Genomic DNA, 23,469 nt, shown 5'->3' on the forward strand with positions numbered 1-23,469 from the left:
GGTTCCGGTGAGGTCTGGCTGGCTGCTGACAAAAATCTAAAGATCTTGTATGCGGGACCGGTCTGCTCCGTGTCACGGGCATGTGACAGCCGTCACTCGCCCCGTAGCCCCTGTTGTGACCTCCGGCTCGCCCCCGAGGCTCCCCTGTACAGGTCGCTACGCGCGTAGATATGCTCGACTGGTGACCATGCCCACCACTGCATCCGCAGCATCCGCATTCGCCGACGTGACCGCGTCCGACAGTGCGCTGCGCCGCTTCCTCCACGGGCTGCCCGGCGTCGACGCCGTCGGCCTGGAGGCGCGCGCCGCGTCCCTCGGCACCCGCTCGATCAAGACCACGGCCAAGGCGTACGCCATCGACCTGGCCATTTCCATGATCGACCTGACGACGCTCGAAGGCGCGGACACCCCGGGCAAGGTCCGGGCGCTCGCCGCCAAGGCCGTCAACCCCGATCCGACCGACCGCACGACCCCGACGACCGCCGCCGTCTGCGTCTACCCCGACATGGTGGCCACCGCCAAGGCCGCCGTCGCGGGCTCCGGCGTCAAGGTCGCCTCGGTCGCCACCGCCTTCCCGGCCGGGCGCGCCGCGCTCCCCGTGAAGCTGGCCGACACGGCCGACGCCATCGCCGCGGGCGCCGACGAGATCGACATGGTCATCGACCGTGGCGCGTTCCTCGCCGGCCAGTACCTGAAGGTGTACGAGCAGATCGCCGCGATCAAGGCGGAGTGCGGCGACCGCGCCCGCCTCAAGGTGATCTTCGAGACCGGCGAGCTGTCCACGTACGACAACATCCGCCGCGCCTCCTGGCTCGGCATGATGGCCGGCGCGGACTTCATCAAGACCTCGACCGGCAAGGTCGCGGTCAACGCCACCCCGGCGAACACGCTCCTCATGCTGGAGGCCGTGCGCGACTTCCGCGCGCAGACCGGCGTGCAGATCGGCGTGAAGCCGGCCGGCGGCATCCGCAACACCAAGGAAGCGATCAAGTTCCTCGTCCTCGTCAACGAGACCGTCGGTGAGGACTGGCTGGACAACCACTGGTTCCGCTTCGGCGCCTCCAGCCTGCTCAACGACCTGCTGATGCAGCGCCAGAAGCTGGCGACCGGCCGCTACTCCGGCCCCGATTACGTGACGGTGGACTGATCAACATGGCATCTGCATTCGAGTACGCGCCGGCACCCGAGTCCCGGTCCGTCGTCGACATCGCCCCCTCCTACGGCCTGTTCATCGACGGCGAGTTCGTCGACGCGGCCGACGGCAAGGTCTTCAAGACCGTCTCCCCCTCCTCCGAGGAGGTCCTGTCCGAGATCGCCCAGGCGGGCGCCGAGGACGTGGACCGCGCGGTGAAGGCCGCCCGGAAGGCCTTCGAGAAGTGGTCGGCGCTGCCCGGCTCCGAGCGCGCCAAGTACCTCTTCCGGATCGCCCGGATCATCCAGGAGCGCAGCCGCGAGCTGGCCGTCCTGGAGACCCTGGACAACGGCAAGCCGATCAAGGAGACCCGCGACGCCGACCTCCCGCTGGTCGCCGCGCACTTCTTCTACTACGCGGGCTGGGCCGACAAGCTCGACCACGCGGGCTACGGCGCGAACCCGCGCCCGCTGGGCGTGGCCGGCCAGGTCATCCCCTGGAACTTCCCCCTGCTGATGCTGGCGTGGAAGATCGCCCCGGCGCTCGCGACGGGCAACACGGTCGTCCTCAAGCCGGCCGAGACGACCCCGCTCTCCGCCCTGTTCTTCGCGGACATCTGCCGCCAGGCCGGGCTGCCGAAGGGCGTCGTCAACATCCTTCCCGGTTACGGGGACACCGGCGCCGCCCTGGTCGAGCACCCGGACGTGAACAAGGTCGCCTTCACCGGCTCGACCGCGGTCGGCAAGTCGATCGCGCGCTCCGTCGCCGGCACGCACAAGAAGGTCACCCTTGAACTGGGCGGCAAGGGCGCCAACATCGTCTTCGACGACGCCCCCATCGACCAGGCCGTCGAGGGCATCGTCAACGGCATCTTCTTCAACCAGGGCCAGGTCTGCTGCGCGGGCTCGCGCCTCCTGGTCCAGGAGTCGATCCAGGACGAGCTGCTCGACTCGCTCAAGCGCCGTCTGAACACGCTGCGCCTCGGCGACCCGCTCGACAAGAACACCGACATCGGCGCCATCAACTCCTCGGAGCAGCTGGCCCGCATCACCTCGCTGGTGGAGCAGGGCGAGGCGGAGGGCGCCGAGCGCTGGACCGCCTCCTGCGAGATCCCGTCGGCCGGTTACTGGTTCGCCCCGACGCTCTTCACGAACGTCACGCAGGCGCACCGGATCGCCCGCGACGAGATCTTCGGCCCGGTCCTGTCGGTGCTGACGTTCCGTACGCCGGACGAAGCGGTCGCGAAGGCCAACAACAGCCAGTACGGCCTGTCCGCCGGCATCTGGACGGAGAAGGGCTCCCGCATCCTGGCGGTCGCCTCCAAGCTCCGCGCCGGTGTCGTCTGGGCCAACACGTTCAACAAGTTCGACCCGACCTCGCCCTTCGGCGGATACAAGGAGTCGGGCTTCGGCCGCGAGGGCGGCCGTCACGGTCTGGAGGCCTACCTCGATGTCTGAGTCGGCGACGCGGCTGAGCGTCTTCAAGACCTACAAGCTGTACGTCGGGGGCAAGTTCCCCCGCTCCGAGAGCGGCCGGGTGTACGAGGTGACGGACTCGAAGGGCAAGTGGCTGGCGAACGCGCCGCTCTCCTCCCGCAAGGACGCCCGTGACGCGGTCGTCGCCGCGCGCAAGGCCTTCGGCGGCTGGGCCGGCGCGACCGCGTACAACCGCGGTCAGATCCTCTACCGCGTCGCCGAGATGCTGGAGGGCCGCCGGGACCAGTTCGTCCGCGAGGTCGCGGACGCGGAGGGCCTGTCGAAGTCGAAGGCGGCCGTGGTCGTCGACGCCGCGATCGACCGCTGGGTCTGGTACGCGGGCTGGACGGACAAGATCGCCCAGGTCGTCGGCGGCGCCAACCCGGTGGCCGGCCCGTACTTCAACCTCTCCTCCCCCGAGCCGACCGGCGTCGTCACGGTGATCGCCCCCCAGGACTCGTCCTTCCTGGGCCTGATCTCGGTGATCGCCCCGGCGATCGCGACGGGCAACACGGTCGTGGTCGTCGCCTCGGAGAAGTCCCCGCTCCCCGCCCTCTCCCTGGGCGAGGTGCTGGCCACCTCCGACCTCCCCGGCGGCGTGGTCAACATCCTCTCCGGCAAGGCCTCCGAGATGGGCCCGCACCTCGCGGCCCACCAGGACGTCAACGCGATCGACCTCACGGGCGCCACCGAGGGCGACCTCGCCCGCGAGCTGGAGATCGCGGCGGCGGACAACCTGAAGCGCGTCCTGCGCCCGCGTACCGAGGACTTCGCCGAGTCCCCCGGCACGGACCGCATGACCGCCTTCCTGGAGACCAAGACGGTCTGGCACCCGACGGGTTCGCTGGGCGCGAGCGGCTCCTCGTACTAGCTCCGTCCCACAAGGCCCCCGGAACGCGCGATCCGCACCCGGGGGCCTTGCGCATGTCCGCGACCGAACGGAGGATCCGGTCATGCTGAGGGGATTGATCAAGGGAGACAACGCCTTCGTCCCGACGGCCGCGCTGCGCGTCGCCGTCCGGAGCGGGGTGGATGTCGCGGCGCTGCTCGTGACGGAGCAGGGCAGGGTCCGGGGGGACGCGGACATCGTGTTCGACGGCGCTCCGGCGCATCCGTCGGGCGCGGTACGGCTGACCGGCGGCGAGGACGGCACCTGCCGGGTGGACGCCGACCTCACGGCCGTCGAGGAGGCGATCACCCGTGTCCTCCTCGTCGCGTCGACGGAGGACGGCGCGCTGCGGGACGCGCGCGGGCTCTCCGTGGAGGTCCACGGCCCCGACGGCTCGACGATCGTGGCCTACGAGGTGACCGACGCGGGCCCCGAGACGGCGATGGTCCTCGCGGAGCTGTACCGCCGTTCGGGCGGCTGGAAGTTCCGCGCGGTGGGACAGGGGTACGTCGACGGGCTGACCGGCCTGGCGGTGGACCACGGGGTGGACGTGGGCGAGGAGCCACAGGAGGCCACGGACCGGATCCCGACCCCTGCCCCGGCCGGGGCCCCGCCCGGCGCCCCGGCCGACGCCCCGGACCAGGCCCAGGCCCAGGCCCCGGGTGAGGCCCCGGCTCAAGGCCTGCGCCTCACCCGGGACCAGCTCCTGGACATGACCCCGGACGAGATCCGGGCCCTGGCCCAGGCCCAGAGGCAGGCCGGAGCCGCGGCCCCGGACCAGGCGCCCCGGACGCCGTCCTCCCCGCCCGACCCGTCGGTCTGGACGTGCGGGCCCGACTTCGAGCCGCGCACCGTCACCGGCCGGGACAACGACGTGATCACCATGAAGGATCTCCCGCACGGGCCCGTCATGATCGAACTGACCGTGCGGGACGAGGGTTACTACACGGGGCTGTGGCCCCTCGACGAGTCCAACACCAAGGGGCGCTATCTCGTCAGCACCACGGAGAAGGAGTTCCGGGGCCGGGTGATCGGCTCCGTCCCCGAAAACGGGCGTCTGCGGCTGCGGCTGGAGACACAGGGCTCCTGGCAGGTGCGGATCCTGCCGCTGGCGGAGGCCCGGCGTATGACGGAGGCCAAGCTGGAGGGCTGGGGCTCCGACGTCCTGCTCCACACCCGGGGGACGGCCGACGCCACCTTCCACTTCAAGGGCAGCAGCAATTTCATCGTCCACCTCTACAGACTGGCGGGGCACACGGACCCCACCACGCTTCCGAAACGCGGAAGAGCCGCCGTCAACGAGATCGGCGCACGCAAGGAGACCTTGCCGCTGCCCGAGGGCCCGCTCCTCGTCTGTCTGGTCGCGGCGGAAGGCCCCTGGAACGCGCGCCTGAAGGACGTGCAGCCCCACGGCGGCGGCCGGGACGCGGGCAGCCCGGCGAAGCCGCCCGAGCCCCGCAGGGCACTGGGCTGGCTGCACCGAACGAGGCGCTGAACGGAGAGGCCCTACGGAAGCAGGCTCTGCGTCAGCGGACCGGCCACCGGCAGGTCGGCCACGGCGCCGCCCTGGGTGAGGTGGTCGGTCACCAGGTTGGTGCCGACCGGCTTGAAGTCGGCGACCTGGGTGCCGAGGCCGTTGTCGAGCGGGTCGACGCCCGTCTTGGCCAGCGGGTCCAGCTGGAGCCGGGTCAGCGGGCCGACGCCGTGGGTGACGCCGCTCAGCGCGCCGGCGCCGGCCGCCGCGGCGTCCGTCCGGGTCAGCGAGTCGACGGGCAGCGGCACCGGGGCGACCGCCTGGGCCGCCGCGCCCGCGCCGAGCACCGCGGCACCCGCCGCCGTGACGGTGAGCCCGGCCCTGAGCAGGGCGCTGCGACGGGGGGTCCGGGGTTCTGCGTGACGCGCCATGAGGATCCTTCCAAGGGGTGACAGGGCGGCCACCGACAGTAGTTGAGGTGTGATGCTCGATACCAACGGCCTTCCTCGGTGGTCCCCTGGACGGGGGAATGCCTCACACTGGTGTTCCGTGAGTTCCCTACCGATCCCGACCCGCGTCGTCCTGCTCGCCGGCCCCTCCGGCTCCGGCAAGTCGTCCCTCGCCGCCGTCACCGGCCTCCCGGTCCTGCGCCTCGACGATTTCTACAAGGAGGGCGACGACCCGTCGCTCCCGCTCGTCGACGGCAGCGCGGACATCGACTGGGACTCGCCGCAGTCCTGGGACGCGGACGCCGCCGTCGCCGCCATCGTCGAACTGTGCAGTACGGCGCGGACGGACGTCCCCGTCTACGACCTCGCCACCAGCTCCCGCGTGGACCGCGAGCGGTTCGACATCGGGCGTACGCCGCTGTTCGTGGCGGAGGGGATCTTCGCGGCCGAGATCGTGTCCCGCTGCCGTGACCTCGACGTCCTCGCCGACGCGCTCTGCCTGCGCGGCCGCCCCTCGACGACCTTCCGCCGCCGGCTCGCCCGGGACCTCAGGGAGGGCCGGAAGTCCGTGCCGTTCCTGCTGCGCCGCGGCTGGCGCCTGATGCGCGCCGAGCGGGCGATCGTGGCGCGCCAGACGGAGCTGGGCGCCCACCCCTGCGCCAAGGACGAGGCCCTCGGCCGCCTCGCCGCCGCGGCGGCGGGCCGCCACCGCACCCCGGCGGCCGGCTGACGCACGAAGCGGGTCGTACAGGCCCCCCGGCCCTGTACGACCCGCTTCGCGTTTTCCCCCGTACCCCCGTACGTTCCCCCGTGCCCCCCGTAAGCCCTCGTTTCCCCCGTGGGCCCCCGTGGGTCTTTCCCCCCGCCTTCAGGCCACCAGCTCGCCGAAGGACTCCTCCTCGTCACGGCCGAAGCTCAGCACCTCGTCCTCGCGCAGTCGCCGCAGCGAGCGCCAGATGCTCGACTTCACCGTGCCGACACTGATGTCCAGGATCTCCGCGATCTCCGGATCGGTCCGGCCCTCGTAGTAGCGCAGCACCAGCATCGTCCGCTGGAGCTCGGGCAGCCGGGCCAGCGCCTGCCACAGCACCGCGCGCAGCTCCGTGCCGCGCATCGCGTCCGTCTCGCCCACCGTCTCGGGGAGCTCCTCGGTCGGGTACTCGTTGAGCTTGCGCCGGCGCCACGCGCTGATGTGCAGATTGGTCATCGTCCGGCGGAGGTATCCGCCGACCGCGGCCTTGTCGCTGATGCGGTCCCAGGCGCGGTAGGTGGAGAACAGCGCGCTCTGGAGCAGGTCCTCGGCCTCGAAACGGTCACCGGTCAGGTGGTAGGCGGTGGCGTACAGGGAGGCACGACGCTCCTGGACGTAGGCCGTGAACTCGGCCTCCGAGCAGGAACGCTCCCCCGTGACCTCCCCGTACGCCGCTCCCCCGTCAGCAATGGCCACCATGTACGGCGCCTTGCGCTGACGCCCGACGCTGCGAACGCACCCCCGCCCGTTCACCGCGCCGGACTTCTCGGTGCTCCGTACGACGTCGTGGAGACGCGTGACAACTGCGCTAGAGGTGGTGCTGTGCAGTGCGTTCATCTCGCGCCCCCCGTCGGTTGGAGTGTGATTCGGTCCGTATGCCAAGAAGCTTGCCCGGCGGACTTCATGGCGTTGTCCGCCGACTGTCACAGCCGTGTCACAGGAGACGGAACAGAAGCGAGTCCACGAGCGGTCGTCCTCGGACGGCCGCATGGGACAGAATGACGGCGTGCCTTTTCTGTTGCTGATCGAGGACGACGACGCCATCCGTACGGCCCTTGAGCTGTCCCTGTCCCGGCAGGGTCACCGGGTGGCCACCGCCGCGACGGGTGAGGACGGCCTCCAGCTGCTGCGCGAGCAGCGGCCGGACCTGGTCGTCCTCGACGTCATGCTGCCCGGCATCGACGGCTTCGAGGTCTGCCGGCGCATCCGCCGCACCGACCAGCTGCCGATCATCCTGCTGACCGCCCGCAGCGACGACATCGACGTGGTCGTGGGCCTGGAGTCCGGCGCCGACGACTACGTCGTGAAGCCGGTGCAGGGCCGGGTCCTCGACGCCCGCATCCGGGCCGTACTGCGGCGCGGCGAGCGGGAGTCGACGGATTCGGCGACGTACGGCTCGCTCGTGATCGACCGGTCGGCCATGACGGTCACCAAGAACGGCGAGGACCTCCAGCTCACCCCGACCGAGCTGCGGCTGCTGCTCGAGCTGAGCCGGCGGCCCGGACAGGCGCTCTCGCGGCAGCAGTTGCTGCGGCTCGTGTGGGAGCACGACTACCTGGGCGACTCGCGGCTCGTGGACGCCTGTGTGCAGCGGCTGCGCGCCAAGGTGGAGGACGTGCCGTCCTCGCCGACGCTCATCCGCACGGTCCGGGGCGTCGGTTACCGGCTGGACGTTCCTGCGTGAGCAAGGGGATCTTCACGCGGCTGCGGCTCTCCAGCCTGCGGCTGCGGCTCGTCGTCGTCTTCGCCCTGGTCGCGCTCACCGCGGCCGTCGCCGCCTCCGGCATCGCGTACTGGCTCAACCGCGAGGCGGTGCTGACCCGTACCCAGGACGGGGCGCTCAACGACTTCCGGCAGGAGATGCAGAACCGGGCGGCGACGCTGCCGCTGCGGCCCACCGAGGACGATCTGCGGCGGACCGCCGAGCAGATGGCGAGCGGCAGCGCCGCGAACTACCAGGTGCTGCTGCTCGGCGAGCGGGCCGTGGGCAAGCCGATCGTCGGCGCCTCGGACCCGGACGACTTCACGCTGGCCGACGTGCCGCGCTCGCTGCGGGACGCCGTGGACACCGAGCGGCCGGTGACGGAGGCCAACCCGTATCCGTACCACCTGTTCTGGCAGCGGACGGAGCGGGGCGGGACGCCGTACCTGGTCGGCGGAACGCGGATCGACGGCGGCGGGCCCGCCGGGTACATGTTCAAGTCGCTGGCCGCGGAGAAGGCCGATCTGAACTCGCTCGGCTGGTCGTTGGGGATCGCGACCGCGCTCGCGGTGGCCGGCTCCGTGCTGCTCGCGCAGGTCGCGGCGACGACCGTCCTGCGGCCGGTGCACCGGCTCGGCGAGGCGGCCAAGCAGCTCGGCGAGGGGAAGCTCGACACCCGGCTGCGGGTCACCGGCGCGGACGAACTGGCCGATCTGACGCGGACGTTCAACAGCGCGGCCGAGTCGCTGCAGAAGAAGGTCGCGGACATGAGCGCGCGGGAGGAGTCCAGCAGGCGCTTCGTGGCCGACATGTCGCACGAGCTGCGGACCCCGCTGACCGCGCTGACCGCCGTCACCGAGGTCCTGGAGGACGAGCAGGACTCGCTCGACCCGATGATCGCCCCGGCGGTGGCGCTGGTGGTCAGCGAGACCCGGCGCCTGAACGACCTGGTGGAGAACCTGATGGAGGTGACCCGCTTCGACGCGGGCACCGCCCGGCTCGTGCTCGACGAGGTGGACATCGCCGACCAGATCACCGCGTGCATCGACGCGCGCGCCTGGCTGGACGCGGTCGACCTCGACGCCGAGCGCGGGATCGTGGCGCCGCTCGACCCGCGCCGCCTCGACGTGATCCTGGCGAACCTCATCGGGAACGCGCTGAAGCACGGCGGTTCGCCGGTCCGTGTGTCGGTCCGCACGGACGACGACGAGCTGGTCATCGCGGTGCGCGACCACGGCCCCGGCATCCCCGAGGAAGTGCTGCCGCACGTCTTCGACCGCTTCTACAAGGCGAGCGCCTCCCGGCCGCGGTCGGAGGGCAGCGGGCTCGGCCTCTCCATCGCCATGGAGAACGCCCTGATCCACGGCGGTTCGATCACGGCCGCGAACTCGGTCGGCGAGGACGGGACGGTCGACGGCGCGGTGTTCGTGCTGCGGCTGCCGCTGGACGCCTCGGGGATCACCCGCGAGGTGCAGACCCGCAGCAGCCTGGGCGAGGTGGAGGAAGCGTGAGACGCCGGAGCTTCGGCCCCAAGGCCGGTACGGGCGTCCTGGCGGCCGCCGCGCTCATCGCGCTCGTCACCGGCTGCGGCATCAGGACGACGTCCGTGCCGGTCGACGCGGGGGCGGCCCCGTCCCGGGTCCCGTGCAGTGTGACCGGCGAGAGCGCCTCGGCGTCGGCCCCGCAGGGCGTGCCCGTCCGGGTGTTCCTGGTGTGCGGCTCGCAGCTGGAGGCCGTGGACCGCAGGACGCCTCTGCCGGAGGAGAAGGCGGACGGTGATCCGGTGGTGACGGCCGAGAGGCTGCTCGCGCAGCTCCTCGCCGAGCCTTCCGACGACGAGCGTCAGGCCGGGTTCACGACCGCGGTGCACGGTCCGCTCGTGGTCGACGGCGGGCACCGGGGCGACCCGGCGGGCACGCTGCGGCTGAGCCGCCAGCCCGAGGACCTGCCACCGGTCGCGCTCTCGCAGATCGTCTGCACGTTCGCGGGGAGTTCGGCGGGCGCGGGCGACCGCACGGTCCTCCTCGGCGGCCCCGGCCCGTACGCGCCGAAGCGCTACCAGTGCACGACGGAGCTGCGCGAGCGCCCGGAGTCCACCCCGTCGACGGCCGCCCCTTCGGCCGCCGCGACCGGTGGGGCGACCCCGGAGACGACACCCACGCCCACGGGCTGAGCCCGGCGGAACGGCTCGCGGGCGCCGAATCGGGCCTGATCCGGACCGAATCAGGTCCGGATCCGGACCGGCGGAACCGATTCCGCCGTGGTGGGCGTCTTGGGGGGCGTGCAGCGTCAAGGTTCGGGCGGCAATGCCGCCATGGTCGTCCGCGTGGCGGGGTTCGTCCTCCTCCTCGCGCATCTGCTGCTCGTCGCCTGGGTCAGCCTGCGGCCACGGGACGTGGCCTGGGTGACCGCGCCGAACACGATCCCGCTGGCCGGGCTGCGGGCCGATCTGGCCCTCGGCGGCGCCGAGGCGGCCCGGCTGATCGGCGAGGGACTGCTGCTCCTGGCCCCGCTCGGGGTGCTGCTCCCGATGGCCGACGGCCGGCTCGACGTCTCCCGCTGGGCCTCGCTCGCCCGGACGACCGCCGCCGGCGCCCTGGTGTCGCTGGCCGTGGAGCTGCTGCAGACCGCCGTACCGGGGCAGGTCGTGGACGTCGACTCCGTACTCCTGAACACCGCCGGGGTGGCGCTCGCCCATGTCCTGTTCGTGCCCGTCGGGCGGTCCCGGCTGCGCCGCAGGTGGGAGGCCGGGCGGGCGGAGTCATCCGTGGGTACGGGGTCGGATGAGGGTTCTCCCCTGCTGCGGAACGAGACGGCTCAGGGTTCGACCCCGAGGATTCCCAGGGTCCCGATCGCCCGGTAGACCGACGCCCCGGACCCCCTCCCCGGAGCAGTATGGAGTCATCGGGAGCCCGACGGAGCGGCTCCCGGAAGACGACTCCGAAGGAGCCCACCATGGCCGCTCTCGCCCGCCCTCGCAACGGACGGATGATCGGTGGAGTGTGCGCGGCGCTGGCCCGGCGCTTCGGCACCTCCGCGACGACGATGCGCGTGATCTTCCTGGTCTCGTGCCTGCTGCCCGGCCCGCAGTTCCTGCTCTACCTGGCGCTGTGGATCTTCCTGCCGGCGGAGAAGAGCGCGAGCACGACGGCCTGGTAGTCGGCACACACGCCGAAGGGGCGCGTACCCGGGAGAACCGGGTGCGCGCCCCTTCGGCGTGTACGGGCCGGGGTCAGCCGAGCGGCAGGCCGCCGAGCGGCAGGCCGCCGAGGAGTCCGCCCAGCGGGGTGGCGCCGAGGCCGCCGGCCGCGGCGTCGAGCGGCAGGTTCTGGGTGGCCTGGCCGGCGGCGGCCGGGAGGGTCTTCACACCCTGGTCGAGGCCCTGACCGAGGGCGCCCTGACCGGCGGCGAGGGACTCTCCGGCGCCGTCGGGGAGCGTGGTGAGGCCGTCGCCCAGCGGGACGGCCTTGCTCACCGTGCCCAGCGCGTCGGCGTCGAGCGGCAGGGACGACGCTGCGGAGGCCGTACCGGCGGCGGTGACGGCGAAAGCGGCGCCGAGGGCGGCGACACCGAGCTTCTTGGCGGCAGACTGCTTCATCTGAAAATCTTCCTTGGGGAATCCGGGGGCTTCGGGGAAAGCCGGGAGGGGAAATCCTGGGAATGCAGAGCGGCTCTGCAACCTAACCACCGGAGATCGCCATCGCAAACACCGGAAAGCGGCCGGGTGTCGTGGACGCCCGGCCGCTCCTCGCCCTTCCACAGGGCCGCAGTCAGTCCGCCGTACGGGAAGATTCGCTGGTCGTGGCAGTCTGCTGGAACAGCCATTCGGACCGGAGTTCGGCGTATCCGGGCTTGATGACCTCATTGATCATGGCGAGCCGTTCATCGAAAGGGATGAACGCTGATTTCATCGCATTGACAGTGAACCACTGCATGTCGTCGAGCGTGTAATCGAAAGCCTCGGTCAGCAGCTCGAATTCCCGGCTCATGCTCGTCCCGCTCATCAGCCGGTTGTCGGTGTTGACCGTGGCCCGGAAGTGCAGCTTGCGGAGCAGACCGATCGGGTGCTCGGCGAAGGAGGCGGCGGCGCCGGTCTGGAGGTTGGAGGAGGGGCACATCTCCAGCGGGATCCGCTTGTCGCGGACGTAGGCGGCGAGCCGGCCGAGGGTCACCGAGCCGTCCTCGGCGACCTCGATGTCGTCGATGATCCGGACGCCGTGCCCGAGCCGGTCGGCGCCGCACCACTGGAGCGCCTGCCAGATGGACGGCAGCCCGAAGGCCTCGCCCGCGTGGATCGTGAAGTGGTTGTTCTCCCGCTTGAGGTACTCGAAGGCGTCGAGGTGGCGGGTGGGCGGGAAGCCCGCCTCGGCACCCGCGATGTCGAAGCCGACGACGCCGGAGTCGCGGTAGCGGTTGGCGAGTTCGGCGATCTCCAGGGCGCGGGCCGCGTGCCGCATGGCGGTGAGCAGGGCGCCGACCCGGATGCGGTGGCCGTTGGCCCTGGCCTGCCGCTCGCCCTCCCGGAAGCCCTCGTTGACGGCCTCCACGACCTCTTCGAGGCTGAGACCGGCCTCCAGGTGCTGCTCCGGCGCGTAGCGCACCTCCGCGTACACGACCCCGTCCTCGGCGAGGTCGACCGCGCACTCGGCGGCGACGCGGAACAGGGCGTCACGGGTCTGCATGACGGCGCAGGTGTGCGCGAAGGTCTCCAGGTACCGCTCCAGGGAGCCGGAGTCGGCGGCCTCGCGGAACCAGATGCCGAGCTTGTCGGGCTCGGTCTCGGGAAGCTGGTCGTAGCCCTGCTCACGGGCGAGTTCGACGATCGTGCCGGGGCGCAGCCCGCCGTCGAGGTGGTCGTGGAGCAGCACCTTCGGGGCACGGCGGATCTGGTCCGCGGTGGGGACGCTGGGGGTCTGGCTCGTCATTGCCGCACTCTAGCCCCTACGCGCGTAGAGCGCGCGGTTTCCGCGCCCCTTTCGCGGCGGTGGAACACCGTTCGGGTCCACGCGCGGATCGCCTCGAACCCCGTCAACGGCGCAAGGGTTAACGGGGACCGGCGTTCGGACCTCCGCGCATACGACTTATTGGGCCGTTGAGACGACACCGCCTTCTCCATGAGCTCCGGACGCTGTCGGCCCGGGGTTACTTGGGGCCCTCACGGCGGGAGCCGAATCCCGCCGACACCAAGGAAGGACGTGGCATGCGATACATCCGCGGACTGCTCGTCGCAGTCTCGGCAGGCGCCCTGACGCTCGGCATGGTCGGCGCTTCGCAGGCCCTCGGCGGCGGCGTTCCGACAGTGGCCTCCGTACGAGGTGGAGAGGACCAGGACAAGGGCGGCGACCACGTCGTCGTCGACAAGTCGAAGCACAACCTCAGCCACAGCTGCCAGGGAACCTTCGGCTACTGCACGCAGAAGGTGAACTTCGCTCCGAAGATCCTGGGCGACGTCTCACTCACCGGCACGTCCGGGCTCATCGGCCTGATCGGCACGAGCGGCACGAGCGGGACCTCCGGCACGAGCGGCACGAGCGGGACCTCCGGCACGAGCGGCACGAGCACCCCGCCCCGGCCCGCCGAGTGGTGCTCGCCCGGCTACTGGCGACAGGACCAGCACCTGGACTCGTGGACGGCCACGGGCTACAGCCCGACCGACAACTTCGAGGCCGCGGTCGGCCGGCCGGCCACCCGGTCCAACCTGGGAGAGAGCCAGGGCGCCCCGGAGGACCCGACCCTGTTCGAGGTCGTCGACAACCCCCAGTGGTACGGCGGCGACGACACCAACGCGGTCGCCGACGTGCTGAGCGACGCCCACCCGGACATCAACTACACGGGCGTGCGCGTCAACAACTGCCCCCTGAACTGATCGAAGCGGCGGCGGCCCGGCCCGCCGGCCGGGCCGCCGCCGCCCCGAAGGAACGTGATGGAATCCTCCAGGGAACGCACCGCCGTACGCTCGATCAGCGCGGTCCCGCCGCAGGCTCCGCCCCCTCCGGGCCCGGACGACGGCGACGCTCCGGCACCCCCCACGCCTGACGAGGCCCGCCGCTGGTCCCGTGCCTCGGTCGCCGCGCTCTCCGCCACCGCCGTGCTGCTGGCCTGCGCCCTGGTGACGCACCTGGGCATGCTCTTCCTGAGCGTCGCCCCGCGCAACGCCCTGAGCGTGGAGCACCGCGACACCGTCGACGCCTACGTCCAGCCGGAGTTCGGTCAGGACTGGAAGCTGTTCGCGCCGAACCCGCTGCAGCGCAACGAAGCCGTCGGGGCCCGGGTGAACACCATCGCCGCGGACGGCCGTCCGCACGCGAGCGAGTGGATCAACCTCACGGACCGGGACATCGAGACGATCCGCGGCAACCCGGCCCCCAGCCATGCCGACCAGAACATGCTGCGCCGCGCCTGGGACACGTACATCGACACGCACGGCGTGACGGACGACCGCCCCAAGGGCGTGCGCGGGACGATGGCCCGCGACTACCTCAAGCGGGTGGTGCTCCAACGCCTCGGTCGCACCCTGAACGGCGAACACATCGTGTCGCTCCAGGTCGGCGGCCGGTTCACGATGGTGGACCCGCCGGCCTGGAGCTCCGAGGAGCCGTCCGACACCACCGACTACCGGCTGCTGCCCTGGTGGAAGGTGACCGATCAGGACTACAGGAGCCTGTGACATGACCACCCCCACGGCCACGCGGCCCGCCGAGCGCCTCGTCCGGCTCCTCGCCACGATCACCGCCGTCCGGGCCCCCTACCAGGCCGCCTTCTTCCGGATCGGCCTCTCCGCCGTCGTCCTCTCCTTCCTCCTGCGCGAATGGCCGAACCGCCACGTGCTGTACGGCGAGCGCAGCCCGCTCTCCTTCGACCTGGCCCAGGTCCTGATCGGCGAGGAGCGCACCTTCACCGCGCTGGCCTGGGGCGACGGCGGCCTCTGGTTCGAGACCGTCTACACCGTCACGATCGCCGCCGCGCTCGCCGTCCTCCTGGGCTGGCGCACCCGCGGCACGTCGGTCCTGCTCATGGCCGGCGTTCTGTCGGTCATCAACCGCAACAACCTCGTCGGGGACGGCGGCGACAACGTCGTCCGGATCATGGTCATCTACCTGGTCCTCACCCGCTGCTCCCGGGTCTGGTCCCTCGACGCCCGCCGCGCGCGCCGCCGGTCGGGCCTGCCGGGCGCGGCGGACCTGCCGGGCCGTGATCCGGCCGGTCCGGCCCTGTGGGCGGCGGCCCTGGCGGTGCTGATCCCGCTGTCCGCGCACACCACCCCCGGCTGGTCCCTGGTCTTCTGGACGCTGTGGGCCGTCCAGGGTCTCTGGTACGCGGCGGGCCACTGGTTCCCGCGGCACGAGGCACGGGCCGTGCTCGACGCGGCGGCCTCGATGCTCCACAACTGCGCGATGCTCGTGATCGCGGCCCAGGTCTGCCTCATCTACGCGACGGCCGGCTGGTACAAGATCCAGGGGAGCCGGTGGCAGGAGGGCAGCGCCCTCCACTACGTCCTCCACCTCGACTACTTCACCCCGTGGCCCGGGCTCTCCGGGCTCCTCGCGGGCAGCACGCTGATGATCCTGGCGCTCAGCTACCTCACCGTCATGGTGCAGGTGGCCTTCCCCTTCACCCTCGCCAACCGCAAGGTGAAGAACGTCCTGCTGGCCGTGATGATCGCCGAACACCTGGGGATCGCCGTCGTCCTCGGCATCCCCTTCCTGTCGCTGGCCATGGTCGTCTGCGACGCGGTCTTCCTCCCCACGGCCTTCCTGGTCGCGCTCGGGGCCCGCTGCGGCCGGCTGACCGAGCGGCTGCGGGCCCTGACCGCACGGGAGGGCCGGACCGCCGTCCCGGCCTGATCGGCCGGTCGTCCCCCTAGTCTGGCGGGATGACCTCGACGACGAGCGACGCCCAACTCCCGCGCGTCCACAGCTTCCTGTCACGCTTCCACCGCCGGCAGGCGGCCCGTACGGTCGACTTCCCCGGCGGGTTCGCCGGGCTCGACGACGCGTACGCGCACTCCCGGGGGAACAACCACCTGGTCGTCGACGGGGAGACGGAACCCGAGGCGCTGCCCGGCCACGCGGAGGAGGCCCTCGGGCACCTGCCGTTCCGCCTCGTGTACGTCCTCGACGAGACGGTCGGCACCGCGTGCCGGGAGCCGATGGCACGGGCCGGCTATGACTGCTCCACCCGGCTGATCATGCGGCACACCGGGCCGGTGCCCGAGGCCGGCGGCGCGCGGGAGGTCGACCTGGACGCGCTGCGCGGGCCGCTCGCCGTCTCCTGGCGCCGTTTCGCGCCGCAGCTCACGGACGAGCAGGTCCACCACCTGGTGGAGCGTCAGGCGGCACGGAAGCGGGGCGCCGAGGACGTGCGGTTCCTCGCCTCGCACACCGCCGAGGGCGAGGTCGCCGCCTGGGCCGATCTCTACCTGGAGGCCGGGATCGCGCAGCTGGAGAGCCTGGTCACGGCGGAGGCCCATCTCGGGAAGGGCCATGCCGGACGCGTCCTGGACACGGCGCTGCGCACCGCCGCCGACGCGGGCTGCGCCCTCCGTTTCCTGACGGCGCACCCCGACGACTGGCCGCACACGTGGTACGCGCGGCAGGGCTTCACCACGATCGGTTCGGTCCACGTCTTCGAACGCGCCTAGCGGTGCCGGGCGTTCGGCACCATGGCGATACGTAACAGTGACCGCGTGTACGGGTGGTGTACACCTCGGCTTCTGAGACTGTTCCACCATGGCGCACTACGCACTCGTGGGGCCGTCCGAGGCCCGGAGACCCCGGCTCGGCCGCCCCGTTGGAGGTTCCCGGACGGCGGCGGTGGGCGGCGTGGTGCTGCTCCTGCCGGACGGTGAGCCGTCGTCGCGACGGCGCGCCTCGGCGCGGGCCCACCTGGGTGTCCTGCCCGTCGGGCGCGCGCTCGTCAGGGCCGGGCGGACCGAGGGGCTCGTCGGCCATGTGGTGCGCTACCGGGGGCGCGGCTGGAACGGCGCGGACGCGGAGCTCGCGGCGGACGCCGGCTGGGCGGTCGCCGAGGCGGTACGCCGCTACGGCGACGTACCGGTCTGTCTCGTCGGCCACGGGATGGGGGCGCGGGCGGCGCTGCGGGCCGCCGGACACGACGCGGTCGGCGCGGTCGTCGCGCTGGCCCCGTGGCTCCCGGAGGACGACGTGGCGGCGGAGCCGGAGCCGGTGCGGCAGCTGGCGGGGCGGCGGGTGCTGATCGTGCACGGCACGAACGACGCCCGTACGGACCCCGAGCTGTCGTTCCGCTTCGCGGCCCGGGCCAAGAAGACGAACCGCGACACGTGCCGCTTCGAGGTGCACACGGACGGGCACGCGCTGCGCCAGTACGCGGCCGAGGTCCAGGCGCTCGCCGCGGACTTCGCGCTCGGCGCGCTCTTCGCCCGGCCGGTGGCCCGGCCCGTGACGGACGCGCTGGCCGCGCCCCCGCCGCTGGGCCTGCGGATGCCGCTCGCGGTGGGCTTCGGGAGCTCCTCCCGGCGCTGGGGGGTGTCCGGAAAGTAACGCCGTCTGCCCGCGGGCCAGGCGGGACTTTCCGGACACCCCCTAAAGGGTGTTGCAGAAGGTCCGGCTTCGGCAGGTCGAAGTGGCGTCTGGCCTGTTGTTTCACCGTGTCATGGCGAGGTTGTGCATGGTGGCGACGGCCTGGACCGCGTGGTGGAGGCCGTCTCCTTTCTGGCGGCAGTCGCGAAGGATCTTCCAGTTCTTCATCCGGGCGAAGGTGTGCTCGACGCGGGCACGGACGCGTCGGTGTTCGGCGTTGTCTTCCTCCTGGCCACGCAGGAGGGGGCGACCGGCTCTCTTGCGGTGCGGGACGATCAGGCCGGTGCCGAGGTAGGCGCCGTCCGCGATCACCGTCGTCCCGGCTGCCGCGGCCGGCAGCCCCGACTCCCGCCACACGTGGGCGTCGGCCTTGTTCCCCGGCGCCGGCCGGGCCGAGGCGATCACCAGGCGGCTGTCCGCGTCAATGATGACCTGCACGTTCGCCGAGAACCGGTAGTTGCGGGAGGAGGCTCCTACTGTCCGGTCGCGGACCGGGATCAAGGTGCCGTCCACGATCCACAGCCGGTCCACGTCGGCGACCGGCCGCGGGGCCGGCTCCAGGGCCAGCAACGGACGCAGTCGCTGGATGACCCGGCAGACGGTGGCCGGGGAGATCCCGAAGAGCGGGGCGAGCTGCCGCATGGTGAGGTTGGTGCGGTAGTAGACGGCCACCAGCAGGACCCGGTCGGCCAGTGGCAGGCACCACGGCCTGCCACCACCGGGACCGTTCCCGCCCCGCTCCTTCACGACCTTCACCAGCTTCGCGAACCGGTCGATTCGCAAGCCCGTGAACGTCTCGACCCACACCGGCTCAGCCCGCAACACCCCACCCATACAGGGAAAATGCCCGGAACTGAGCCTTCTGCAACACCCTTTAGGGGGTGTCTTGTCTCCTAGTCCTTGGGCAGCAGGTGGCCGCGGCGGCTCAGCAGGAACTTCTTGAAGGCGGCCACCGGGGCCGTGTCCGGGTGGCCGTCGAGCCAGGCGACGCCGATCTCGCGGACCGCGCGGGGCGCGGTGACGGTCAGTTCGACGACGCCGGGGCGCGGGACGGCGGGCGGCGGCAGCAGGGCGACGCCGAGGCCCGCCGCCACCAGTCCGCGCAGCGTCTCGGCCTCCTCGCCCTCGAAGGCGACGCGCGGTGTGAAGCCGGCCTCGGCGCACAGGTCGTCGGTGATGCGGCGGAGCCCGTACCCCGGCTCCAGGGTCACGAAGGTCTCGTCGGCGGCCTCGGCGAGGCGGACGCGGCGGCGGCCCGCGAGCCGGTGGTCGTCGGGGACGACGAGCCGCAGTCGCTGCTCGTCGAGGCGCCGGGCCACCAGGTCGGGGGCGTCCGGCACCGGGGAGGTCAGGCAGAGGTCGAGGTCGCCCGCCCTGAGCCGCTCGATCATGGCCTCGCCGTAGTTCTGGACGAGGGTGAAGCGGACGCGCGGGTGGTCGACGCGGAAGGCCCGGATGAGGCCGGGGACGGTCTCGGAGCCCATCGTGTGCAGGAAGCCGAAGGCGACCCGGCCCGCGGTGGGGTCGGCGTCGGCCCGTACGGTGTCGGCGGCCCGCTCGACCTCGGTGAGCGCCTTCTCGGCGGCGGTGAGGAAGTTGCGGCCGGCCGGGGTGAGGGAGACCGTGCGGCCGCGGCGGGCGAAGAGGGAGACTCCCAGGTCCTGTTCGAGCCTGACCATCGCCCGCGAGAGCGTCGACTGCGGCACGCCCATCTCGGCCGCGGCCCGGGTCACATGCTCGTGCCGGGCGACGGCCGCGAAGTACGCGAGCCGTGGGGCCAGCAGCAGTCCCATGTCTTCTTCGTTACTGTTCGGTGACAGCCGAGGCTGTGACCTGTACTCATGCGCCATGGGAACGATTACAGCAGTTCCGTGCATTGGACGCATGAAACGGATCGTCCTACGTTCGAGACATGCCTCCCGCCAGTACCAAGGCGGCCGCCACCAGCGCGTCCGCCGACACCCGCCTCTCCCCCGGAGCCCCCGGCTACCGCCGGACGAGCCTCGCGCTCTTCGCCGCCGGACTGGCCGCCTTCGCCCTCCTCTACTCCACGCAGGCCCTTCTCCCGGCCATCTCGGCCGAGTTCGGCGCCACCGCGTCCGCCGCCTCCTGGACGGTCTCCGCCGCGACCGGCGCCCTCGCCCTGTGTGTCCTGCCGCTCAGCGCCCTCTCGGAGCGCTTCGGGCGGCGCGCGATGATGACCGCCTCCCTCTCGGTCGCCGTCGCCGTCTCGCTCCTCGTGCCGTTCGCGCCGAACCTGGAGACCCTGATCGCCCTGCGCGCCCTCCAGGGCGCCGCGCTCGCCGGGCTCCCCGCCTCCGCGATGGCGTACCTCGCCGAGGAGGTCCGCCCCAAGGCGCTGATCGCGGCGATCGGCCTCTTCGTCGCGGGCAACTCGATCGGCGGCATGAGCGGCCGGATCGTGACCGGCTGGGCCGCCCAGATGTGGGGCTGGCGCGCGGGTCTGGCCGCCGTCGGCCTGACCTCGCTGCTGTGCGTGATCGCCTTCCGGGCGCTGCTCCCGAAGGCCCGGCACTTCACGCCGGGCACGCTGAACCCGAAGGCGCTGGCGGGCGCCGTGCGGACGCACCTGTCCGACCCGCTGCTCGTCCGGCTGTACGTGATCGGTGCGCTGTTCATGACGGTCTTCGGCGCGGTGTACACCGTGATCGGCTACCGCCTGGTCGAGGCGCCGTTCTCGCTCCCGCAGGGTGTGATCGGCTCGATCTTCCTGGTCTACCTGGTCGGTACGGTCGCCTCGGCCGCCGCCGGGAAGCTGGTCGGCCGGCTGGGCCGGCGCGGGGCGCTCTACCTGGCGGTCTCCACGACCGCCGCGGGCCTGCTGCTCTCGCTCTCCGACTCGCTCGCCGCGGTCCTGGCGGGGCTCGTCCTCATCACGGCCGGCTTCTTCGCGGGCCACGCGGTCGCCTCCTCCTCGGTGAGCCGCACGGCGAAGACGGGCCGGGCGCAGGCCTCGGCGCTCTACCAGTCCGCGTACTACCTCGGCAGCAGCGCGGGCGGCACGCTCGGCGCCGTCGCCTTCCACGCGGGCGGCTGGGCGGGCACGGTCCTGATCGGCCTCGTCGCGGTCCTCGGCGTCGTGTCCGTGACCCTCTACGGGAGCCACAGCGCCCGGGTCGCGGCCCGTCGGCCACAGCTCGCCGCGGCCTGCAACTGACTCGCTCCTTCGGGCGTCCTCCTTGTCAGGACCCAAGGGGGAGATGACGGAAATGAAGCGAATCACGAGGCGAATAGGCAAGAGAGCGGGCGTCACCGCCGGTCTCACGGCGCTGGTGGTGCCGATGACGATCGCGCTCGGTACGGCTCCGGCGCAGGCGGCGTCCTGCAACGTGACGACGGGGCCGTACCAGAAGCAGGTGGAGAAGTTCCTCGGCCGGACGGTCGACGGCCGCCAGTCGCTCGCCGACTGCAAGGCCATCCAGGCGTTCCAGTCGAAGCACGGCATCACCCCGGCCGCGGGGTACGCGGGGACGATCACCTGGCGCACGATGAACACGATGCTCCAGCAGAAGGCGGCCGGGACCAACCCCAACGCCGCCCGCAAGTGTCCTACCAACAAGGGCCGGATCGCGTGCGTCGACCTGACGCGGCAGCTGTCCTGGATCCAGGACGGTTCGCGCCTCAAGTACGGCCCGGTGCCGGTGCGTACGGGCAAGGACGGCACCGAGACCCGTACGGGCTCGAAGAAGATCTACTGGCGGAACATCAACCACTGGTCGACGCTCTACAACGTCTCCATGCCGTACGCGCAGTTCTTCGACCGCGGCCAGGCCTTCCACTCGACGACCAAGTCCATGTGGAACCCGCCGGGTTCGGGCGGCTGCGTCAACATGCGGCCGGCCGACGCCAAGAAGTACTGGAGCATGCTCCGGAACGGCGACGACGTCTTCGTCTACGGGCGCAAGCCGGGAACGTGACCCCCACTGTCAGTCGGCTGCGGTAGCTTCCCTCTCACCGGTACCGAGCGGTGCCGGTGAGGGGTGAGTGGGGTGTGGTCCCGATGAGTGACGCCGCGACCGTGACGACCGAAGAACTCGACAAGTACCGCAGGGAGCTGACCGGTTACTGCTACCGGATGCTCGGATCCTCCTTCGAGGCGGAGGACGCGGTGCAGGACACGATGGTGCGGGCCTGGAAGGCCATCGGCACCTTCGAGGGCCGCTCCTCGCTGCGGTCCTGGCTCTACCGGATCGCGACCAACGTGTGCCTGGACGCGCTGAACGCGGGCAACAAGAGGGCGCGGCCGATGGATCTGACCTCCCCGACCCCGGTCGCCCAGGCGCAGCTCGTCAAGCAGCCGGAGATCACCTGGCTGGAGCCGGTCCCGGACGGGCGTGTCCTGCCGTCGGTCGCCGACCCGGCGGAGACGGCCGTGCACCGCGAGACCGTGCGGCTCGCCTTCGTCGCCGCCCTCCAGCACCTGCCGCCCAAGCAGCGCGCCGTGCTGATCCTGCGCGAGGTGCTCGCCTGGAAGGCGAGCGAGGTCGCGGAGCTCCTCGACACCTCCGTCGCCTCGGTCAACAGCGCCCTGCAGCGGGCCCGCGCGACCCTCGCCGAACAGGCGCCGGCCACCTCCGACCCGGCGAACCCGCTGGACGAGGAGCAGAAGGCGCTTCTCGAGCGGTACGTGGCCGCCTTCGAGGGCTACGACATGAAGGCGCTGACCGCACTCCTCCACGAGGACGCGACCATGTCCATGCCGCCGTACGACCTGTGGCTCCAGGGCCACGACGACATCGTGGGCTGGATGCTGGGCGTCGGCGAGGTCTGCGCCGGCTCGAAGCTGGTGCCGACCGTGGCGAACGGCTCCCCGGCGTTCGCGCAGTACCACCCGGACCCGGCGGGCGGCTTCTCCCCGTGGGCGCTGATCGTCCTGGAGCTCCGCGACGGCAAGGTCGCCGGGATGGACTTCTTCCTGGACACCGAGCGCTGGTTCCCGCTCTTCGACCTGCCCGCGCGACTGGAGGCCTAGGGGGTGTCCGGCCCTGATCCGTCGGACAGGCCCTAGACGCCGAGCGTTCCGTCGAGGCCGGTCAGCCGGAGCAGGGCCTGCAGTTCCGGTCCTGCTCCGTGGAAGCGGATGCGGTGGCCCCGGCGGTTCGCGGCCAGTTTCAGGCGGGCGAGGGCGTCGACGGCCGAGAGGTCGGCGGGCGCGAGGGCGCCGACCTCGCAGACGACGTCACCGGGCGGGGCCGCGCCGAGTTCGGCGCAGAGGAGGGCCACCTCGCCCCCGGTGGGGCGGGCGGGCAGGGTCACGACGAGCGGCTGACTGGTGTCCACATGCCTTGAGACCGTCCCGGGGCCCGGAACTCATCGCCGCCGGTCCCCCCGCGTGCCTCTACGCTCTGGATCATGACTCACGAACCTGTCGAACTGGTGATCTTCGACTGCGACGGCGTCCTGGTGGACAGCGAGCGGATCTACTGCCGCGTGGACCGGGAGGTGTTCGCCTCGCTCGGGGCGGAGTTCACCGAGGCGGAGGTGGCGGACCTCTTCGTCGGCTCCTCGCACGAGATGCTCACGGCGATCGTGGAGGAGCGCCGGGGCGGCACCCTGGAGCCCGGCTGGCAGGCTCCCTTCAAGCAGCGGTACGAGGACGCCCTGGACGCGGAGCTGACGGCCGTCGAGGGCGTCACCGGTGTGCTGGACGCGCTGGCCGTCCCGTACTGCCTCGCCTCCAACGGCAGCCACACCAGCATCCGCAAGAACCTGGGCCGGGCCGGGCTGCTCGACCGCTTCGAGGGCCGGATGTTCAGCGCCCGCGACGTCGCGCGCGGCAAGCCCGCCCCGGACCTCTTCCTGCACGCGGCGGCCACGATGGGCGTCGCCCCCGAGCGCTGCGCGGTCGTCGAGGACAGCCTCTACGGCGTCCGGGCCGCCCGCGCGGCCGGCATGCGCGCCTTCGGCTACTGCGGGGGCCTGACCAGGGCGGACCGCCTGATGGGTCCGCGGACGGTCGTCTTCGACGACATGCGGGAGCTGCCGGGGCTGCTCGGGGAGCCGGTGCGGCCGTGAC

Annotated in this window: 26 protein-coding genes; 19 read left to right on the top strand and 7 right to left on the bottom strand. The window is 71.9% G+C overall.

Features of this window, described 5'->3' with window-relative positions:
• The first annotated feature begins 187 nt into the window (after nucleotides 1–187).
• From deoC to DEJ46_RS40505, 4 genes are all read left to right on the top strand, one after another.
• A complete protein-coding gene (gene deoC / locus DEJ46_RS14630) occupies nucleotides 188–1,147 on the top strand; it encodes a deoxyribose-phosphate aldolase (RefSeq protein WP_150266722.1) in 960 nt (319 codons plus the stop codon).
• Between the two features lie 5 nt (nucleotides 1,148–1,152).
• Nucleotides 1,153–2,589, top strand: coding sequence for an aldehyde dehydrogenase family protein (locus DEJ46_RS14635; RefSeq protein ID WP_150266723.1), 1,437 nt, complete (start codon nucleotides 1,153–1,155; stop codon nucleotides 2,587–2,589).
• Nucleotides 2,582–3,478 carry an aldehyde dehydrogenase family protein gene (locus tag DEJ46_RS14640; RefSeq protein ID WP_150266725.1) on the top strand — a complete coding sequence of 299 codons (897 nt, stop codon included), beginning with the start codon at nucleotides 2,582–2,584 and terminating at the stop codon, nucleotides 3,476–3,478. Before DEJ46_RS14635 ends, DEJ46_RS14640 begins: the two co-directional genes overlap by 8 nt.
• An 82-nt stretch (nucleotides 3,479–3,560) precedes the next feature.
• Nucleotides 3,561–4,991 carry a TerD family protein gene (locus DEJ46_RS40505; protein WP_263411752.1) on the top strand — a complete coding sequence of 477 codons (1,431 nt, stop codon included), beginning with the start codon at nucleotides 3,561–3,563 and terminating at the stop codon, nucleotides 4,989–4,991.
• Nucleotides 4,992–5,002: 11 nt separating this feature from the next.
• Here DEJ46_RS40505 and DEJ46_RS14650 read toward each other — a convergent pair whose 3' ends face one another.
• A complete protein-coding gene (locus DEJ46_RS14650; RefSeq protein ID WP_150266727.1) occupies nucleotides 5,003–5,401 on the bottom strand; it encodes a hypothetical protein in 399 nt (132 codons plus the stop codon).
• 52 nt (nucleotides 5,402–5,453) lie between these two features.
• Between DEJ46_RS14650 and DEJ46_RS14655 the strand changes: the two genes are divergently transcribed.
• Nucleotides 5,454–6,149 carry a uridine kinase gene (locus DEJ46_RS14655; protein WP_150266729.1) on the top strand — a complete coding sequence of 232 codons (696 nt, stop codon included), beginning with the start codon at nucleotides 5,454–5,456 and terminating at the stop codon, nucleotides 6,147–6,149.
• A 138-nt stretch (nucleotides 6,150–6,287) separates the two neighbouring features.
• Here DEJ46_RS14655 and DEJ46_RS14660 read toward each other — a convergent pair whose 3' ends face one another.
• Nucleotides 6,288–7,007, bottom strand: coding sequence for a SigE family RNA polymerase sigma factor (locus DEJ46_RS14660; RefSeq protein WP_024755347.1), 720 nt, complete (start codon nucleotides 7,005–7,007; stop codon nucleotides 6,288–6,290).
• Between the two features lie 169 nt (nucleotides 7,008–7,176).
• On the opposite strand from DEJ46_RS14660, the gene afsQ1 reads away from it, so the two are divergent.
• From afsQ1 to DEJ46_RS14685, 5 genes are all read left to right on the top strand, one after another.
• A complete protein-coding gene (afsQ1, locus tag DEJ46_RS14665; protein ID WP_017239746.1) occupies nucleotides 7,177–7,854 on the top strand; it encodes a two-component system response regulator AfsQ1 in 678 nt (225 codons plus the stop codon).
• Entirely contained in the window at nucleotides 7,851–9,383 is a 1,533-nt protein-coding gene (locus DEJ46_RS14670; RefSeq protein ID WP_150266731.1) for a sensor histidine kinase, read from the top strand. Before afsQ1 ends, DEJ46_RS14670 begins: the two co-directional genes overlap by 4 nt.
• Complete coding sequence (locus tag DEJ46_RS14675) at nucleotides 9,380–10,045, top strand: hypothetical protein (protein ID WP_150266732.1); 666 nt, start codon at nucleotides 9,380–9,382, stop codon at nucleotides 10,043–10,045. The genes DEJ46_RS14670 and DEJ46_RS14675 overlap by 4 nt, the downstream gene beginning before the upstream one ends.
• A 141-nt stretch (nucleotides 10,046–10,186) precedes the next feature.
• Entirely contained in the window at nucleotides 10,187–10,735 is a 549-nt protein-coding gene (locus DEJ46_RS14680; protein ID WP_150266734.1) for a VanZ family protein, read from the top strand.
• A gap of 92 nt (nucleotides 10,736–10,827) precedes the next feature.
• The gene (locus DEJ46_RS14685; RefSeq protein ID WP_150266736.1) at nucleotides 10,828–11,031 is read left to right on the top strand and encodes a PspC domain-containing protein; all 204 of its coding nucleotides are present in this window, start codon (nucleotides 10,828–10,830) and stop codon (nucleotides 11,029–11,031) included.
• 73 nt (nucleotides 11,032–11,104) lie between these two features.
• Here the strand turns inward: DEJ46_RS14685 and DEJ46_RS14690 are convergent, their stop codons facing one another.
• Nucleotides 11,105–11,470 (bottom strand): hypothetical protein, encoded by a 366-nt coding sequence (locus tag DEJ46_RS14690; protein WP_150266738.1) that lies wholly within the window; start codon nucleotides 11,468–11,470, stop codon nucleotides 11,105–11,107.
• Nucleotides 11,471–11,642: 172 nt separating this feature from the next.
• Nucleotides 11,643–12,797 (bottom strand): adenosine deaminase, encoded by a 1,155-nt coding sequence (locus tag DEJ46_RS14695; protein ID WP_150266740.1) that lies wholly within the window; start codon nucleotides 12,795–12,797, stop codon nucleotides 11,643–11,645.
• A gap of 275 nt (nucleotides 12,798–13,072) precedes the next feature.
• Here DEJ46_RS14695 and DEJ46_RS14700 point away from each other — a divergent pair, with 275 nt between their 5' ends.
• The 5 genes from DEJ46_RS14700 to DEJ46_RS14720 all read left to right on the top strand — a co-directional run bounded on the left by DEJ46_RS14700 (nucleotide 13,073) and on the right by DEJ46_RS14720 (nucleotide 17,393).
• Nucleotides 13,073–13,738 (top strand): hypothetical protein, encoded by a 666-nt coding sequence (locus DEJ46_RS14700; RefSeq protein ID WP_150266742.1) that lies wholly within the window; start codon nucleotides 13,073–13,075, stop codon nucleotides 13,736–13,738.
• A gap of 57 nt (nucleotides 13,739–13,795) precedes the next feature.
• The gene (locus DEJ46_RS14705) at nucleotides 13,796–14,539 is read left to right on the top strand and encodes a DUF5819 family protein (RefSeq protein WP_150266743.1); all 744 of its coding nucleotides are present in this window, start codon (nucleotides 13,796–13,798) and stop codon (nucleotides 14,537–14,539) included.
• Between the two features lies 1 nt (nucleotide 14,540).
• Entirely contained in the window at nucleotides 14,541–15,716 is a 1,176-nt protein-coding gene (locus DEJ46_RS14710; protein ID WP_190622654.1) for an HTTM domain-containing protein, read from the top strand.
• A gap of 29 nt (nucleotides 15,717–15,745) precedes the next feature.
• Nucleotides 15,746–16,513 (top strand): GNAT family N-acetyltransferase, encoded by a 768-nt coding sequence (locus DEJ46_RS14715; protein ID WP_150266745.1) that lies wholly within the window; start codon nucleotides 15,746–15,748, stop codon nucleotides 16,511–16,513.
• An 88-nt stretch (nucleotides 16,514–16,601) separates the two neighbouring features.
• Nucleotides 16,602–17,393 carry an alpha/beta hydrolase gene (locus DEJ46_RS14720; protein ID WP_150266747.1) on the top strand — a complete coding sequence of 264 codons (792 nt, stop codon included), beginning with the start codon at nucleotides 16,602–16,604 and terminating at the stop codon, nucleotides 17,391–17,393.
• 102 nt (nucleotides 17,394–17,495) lie between these two features.
• Here the strand turns inward: DEJ46_RS14720 and DEJ46_RS14725 are convergent, their stop codons facing one another.
• Nucleotides 17,496–18,266, bottom strand: coding sequence for a transposase (locus DEJ46_RS14725; RefSeq protein ID WP_150266749.1), 771 nt, complete (start codon nucleotides 18,264–18,266; stop codon nucleotides 17,496–17,498).
• Between the two features lie 59 nt (nucleotides 18,267–18,325).
• Nucleotides 18,326–19,282, bottom strand: a complete 957-nt coding sequence (locus DEJ46_RS14730) for a LysR family transcriptional regulator (RefSeq protein WP_150266751.1) — start codon at nucleotides 19,280–19,282, stop codon at nucleotides 18,326–18,328.
• A 62-nt stretch (nucleotides 19,283–19,344) separates the two neighbouring features.
• Between DEJ46_RS14730 and DEJ46_RS14735 the strand changes: the two genes are divergently transcribed.
• The 3 genes from DEJ46_RS14735 (at nucleotide 19,345) to DEJ46_RS14745 (ending at nucleotide 22,425) form a co-directional block, all read left to right on the top strand.
• On the top strand, nucleotides 19,345–20,610 hold the full coding sequence (locus DEJ46_RS14735) for an MFS transporter (protein ID WP_150266753.1): 1,266 nt from the start codon (nucleotides 19,345–19,347) through the stop codon (nucleotides 20,608–20,610).
• A 52-nt stretch (nucleotides 20,611–20,662) separates the two neighbouring features.
• Nucleotides 20,663–21,370 carry a L,D-transpeptidase gene (locus DEJ46_RS14740; protein WP_150266755.1) on the top strand — a complete coding sequence of 236 codons (708 nt, stop codon included), beginning with the start codon at nucleotides 20,663–20,665 and terminating at the stop codon, nucleotides 21,368–21,370.
• An 83-nt stretch (nucleotides 21,371–21,453) separates the two neighbouring features.
• A complete protein-coding gene (locus DEJ46_RS14745; protein ID WP_150266756.1) occupies nucleotides 21,454–22,425 on the top strand; it encodes a sigma-70 family RNA polymerase sigma factor in 972 nt (323 codons plus the stop codon).
• Between the two features lie 32 nt (nucleotides 22,426–22,457).
• Here DEJ46_RS14745 and DEJ46_RS14750 read toward each other — a convergent pair whose 3' ends face one another.
• On the bottom strand, nucleotides 22,458–22,733 hold the full coding sequence (locus tag DEJ46_RS14750) for an STAS domain-containing protein (RefSeq protein ID WP_150266758.1): 276 nt from the start codon (nucleotides 22,731–22,733) through the stop codon (nucleotides 22,458–22,460).
• A 72-nt stretch (nucleotides 22,734–22,805) separates the two neighbouring features.
• Between DEJ46_RS14750 and DEJ46_RS14755 the strand changes: the two genes are divergently transcribed.
• Nucleotides 22,806–23,468 carry an HAD family hydrolase gene (locus tag DEJ46_RS14755; RefSeq protein WP_150266760.1) on the top strand — a complete coding sequence of 221 codons (663 nt, stop codon included), beginning with the start codon at nucleotides 22,806–22,808 and terminating at the stop codon, nucleotides 23,466–23,468.
• Nucleotide 23,469: the final 1 nt, after the last annotated feature.

It is taken from the genome of Streptomyces venezuelae (genome assembly GCF_008642375.1).
Classification (GTDB): Bacteria; Actinomycetota; Actinomycetes; order Streptomycetales; family Streptomycetaceae; genus Streptomyces; species Streptomyces venezuelae_G.

Excerpts from the sequence above, each read along its gene's own strand:
- DEJ46_RS14755 (WP_150266760.1), top strand. The coding sequence starts at position 22,806 with ATGACTCACGAACCTGTCGAACTGGTGATCTTCGACTGCGACGGCGTC.
- DEJ46_RS14725 (WP_150266749.1), bottom strand. The coding sequence starts at position 18,266 with ATGGGTGGGGTGTTGCGGGCTGAGCCGGTGTGGGTCGAGACGTTCACG.
- DEJ46_RS14685 (WP_150266736.1), top strand. The coding sequence starts at position 10,828 with ATGGCCGCTCTCGCCCGCCCTCGCAACGGACGGATGATCGGTGGAGTG.
- DEJ46_RS14720 (WP_150266747.1), top strand. The coding sequence starts at position 16,602 with ATGGCGCACTACGCACTCGTGGGGCCGTCCGAGGCCCGGAGACCCCGG.
- DEJ46_RS14735 (WP_150266753.1), top strand. The coding sequence starts at position 19,345 with ATGCCTCCCGCCAGTACCAAGGCGGCCGCCACCAGCGCGTCCGCCGAC.
- DEJ46_RS14700 (WP_150266742.1), top strand. The coding sequence starts at position 13,073 with ATGCGATACATCCGCGGACTGCTCGTCGCAGTCTCGGCAGGCGCCCTG.
- DEJ46_RS40505 (WP_263411752.1), top strand. The coding sequence starts at position 3,561 with ATGCTGAGGGGATTGATCAAGGGAGACAACGCCTTCGTCCCGACGGCC.
- deoC (WP_150266722.1), top strand. The coding sequence starts at position 188 with ATGCCCACCACTGCATCCGCAGCATCCGCATTCGCCGACGTGACCGCG.
- DEJ46_RS14660 (WP_024755347.1), bottom strand. The coding sequence starts at position 7,007 with ATGAACGCACTGCACAGCACCACCTCTAGCGCAGTTGTCACGCGTCTC.
- DEJ46_RS14640 (WP_150266725.1), top strand. The coding sequence starts at position 2,582 with ATGTCTGAGTCGGCGACGCGGCTGAGCGTCTTCAAGACCTACAAGCTG.
- DEJ46_RS14705 (WP_150266743.1), top strand. The coding sequence starts at position 13,796 with ATGGAATCCTCCAGGGAACGCACCGCCGTACGCTCGATCAGCGCGGTC.
- DEJ46_RS14710 (WP_190622654.1), top strand. The coding sequence starts at position 14,541 with ATGACCACCCCCACGGCCACGCGGCCCGCCGAGCGCCTCGTCCGGCTC.
- DEJ46_RS14690 (WP_150266738.1), bottom strand. The coding sequence starts at position 11,470 with ATGAAGCAGTCTGCCGCCAAGAAGCTCGGTGTCGCCGCCCTCGGCGCC.
- DEJ46_RS14695 (WP_150266740.1), bottom strand. The coding sequence starts at position 12,797 with ATGACGAGCCAGACCCCCAGCGTCCCCACCGCGGACCAGATCCGCCGT.
- DEJ46_RS14650 (WP_150266727.1), bottom strand. The coding sequence starts at position 5,401 with ATGGCGCGTCACGCAGAACCCCGGACCCCCCGTCGCAGCGCCCTGCTC.
- DEJ46_RS14730 (WP_150266751.1), bottom strand. The coding sequence starts at position 19,282 with ATGGCGCATGAGTACAGGTCACAGCCTCGGCTGTCACCGAACAGTAAC.
- DEJ46_RS14715 (WP_150266745.1), top strand. The coding sequence starts at position 15,746 with ATGACCTCGACGACGAGCGACGCCCAACTCCCGCGCGTCCACAGCTTC.
- DEJ46_RS14655 (WP_150266729.1), top strand. The coding sequence starts at position 5,454 with ATGCTCGATACCAACGGCCTTCCTCGGTGGTCCCCTGGACGGGGGAAT.
- DEJ46_RS14635 (WP_150266723.1), top strand. The coding sequence starts at position 1,153 with ATGGCATCTGCATTCGAGTACGCGCCGGCACCCGAGTCCCGGTCCGTC.
- DEJ46_RS14745 (WP_150266756.1), top strand. The coding sequence starts at position 21,454 with ATGAGTGACGCCGCGACCGTGACGACCGAAGAACTCGACAAGTACCGC.
- DEJ46_RS14680 (WP_150266734.1), top strand. The coding sequence starts at position 10,187 with ATGGTCGTCCGCGTGGCGGGGTTCGTCCTCCTCCTCGCGCATCTGCTG.
- DEJ46_RS14740 (WP_150266755.1), top strand. The coding sequence starts at position 20,663 with ATGAAGCGAATCACGAGGCGAATAGGCAAGAGAGCGGGCGTCACCGCC.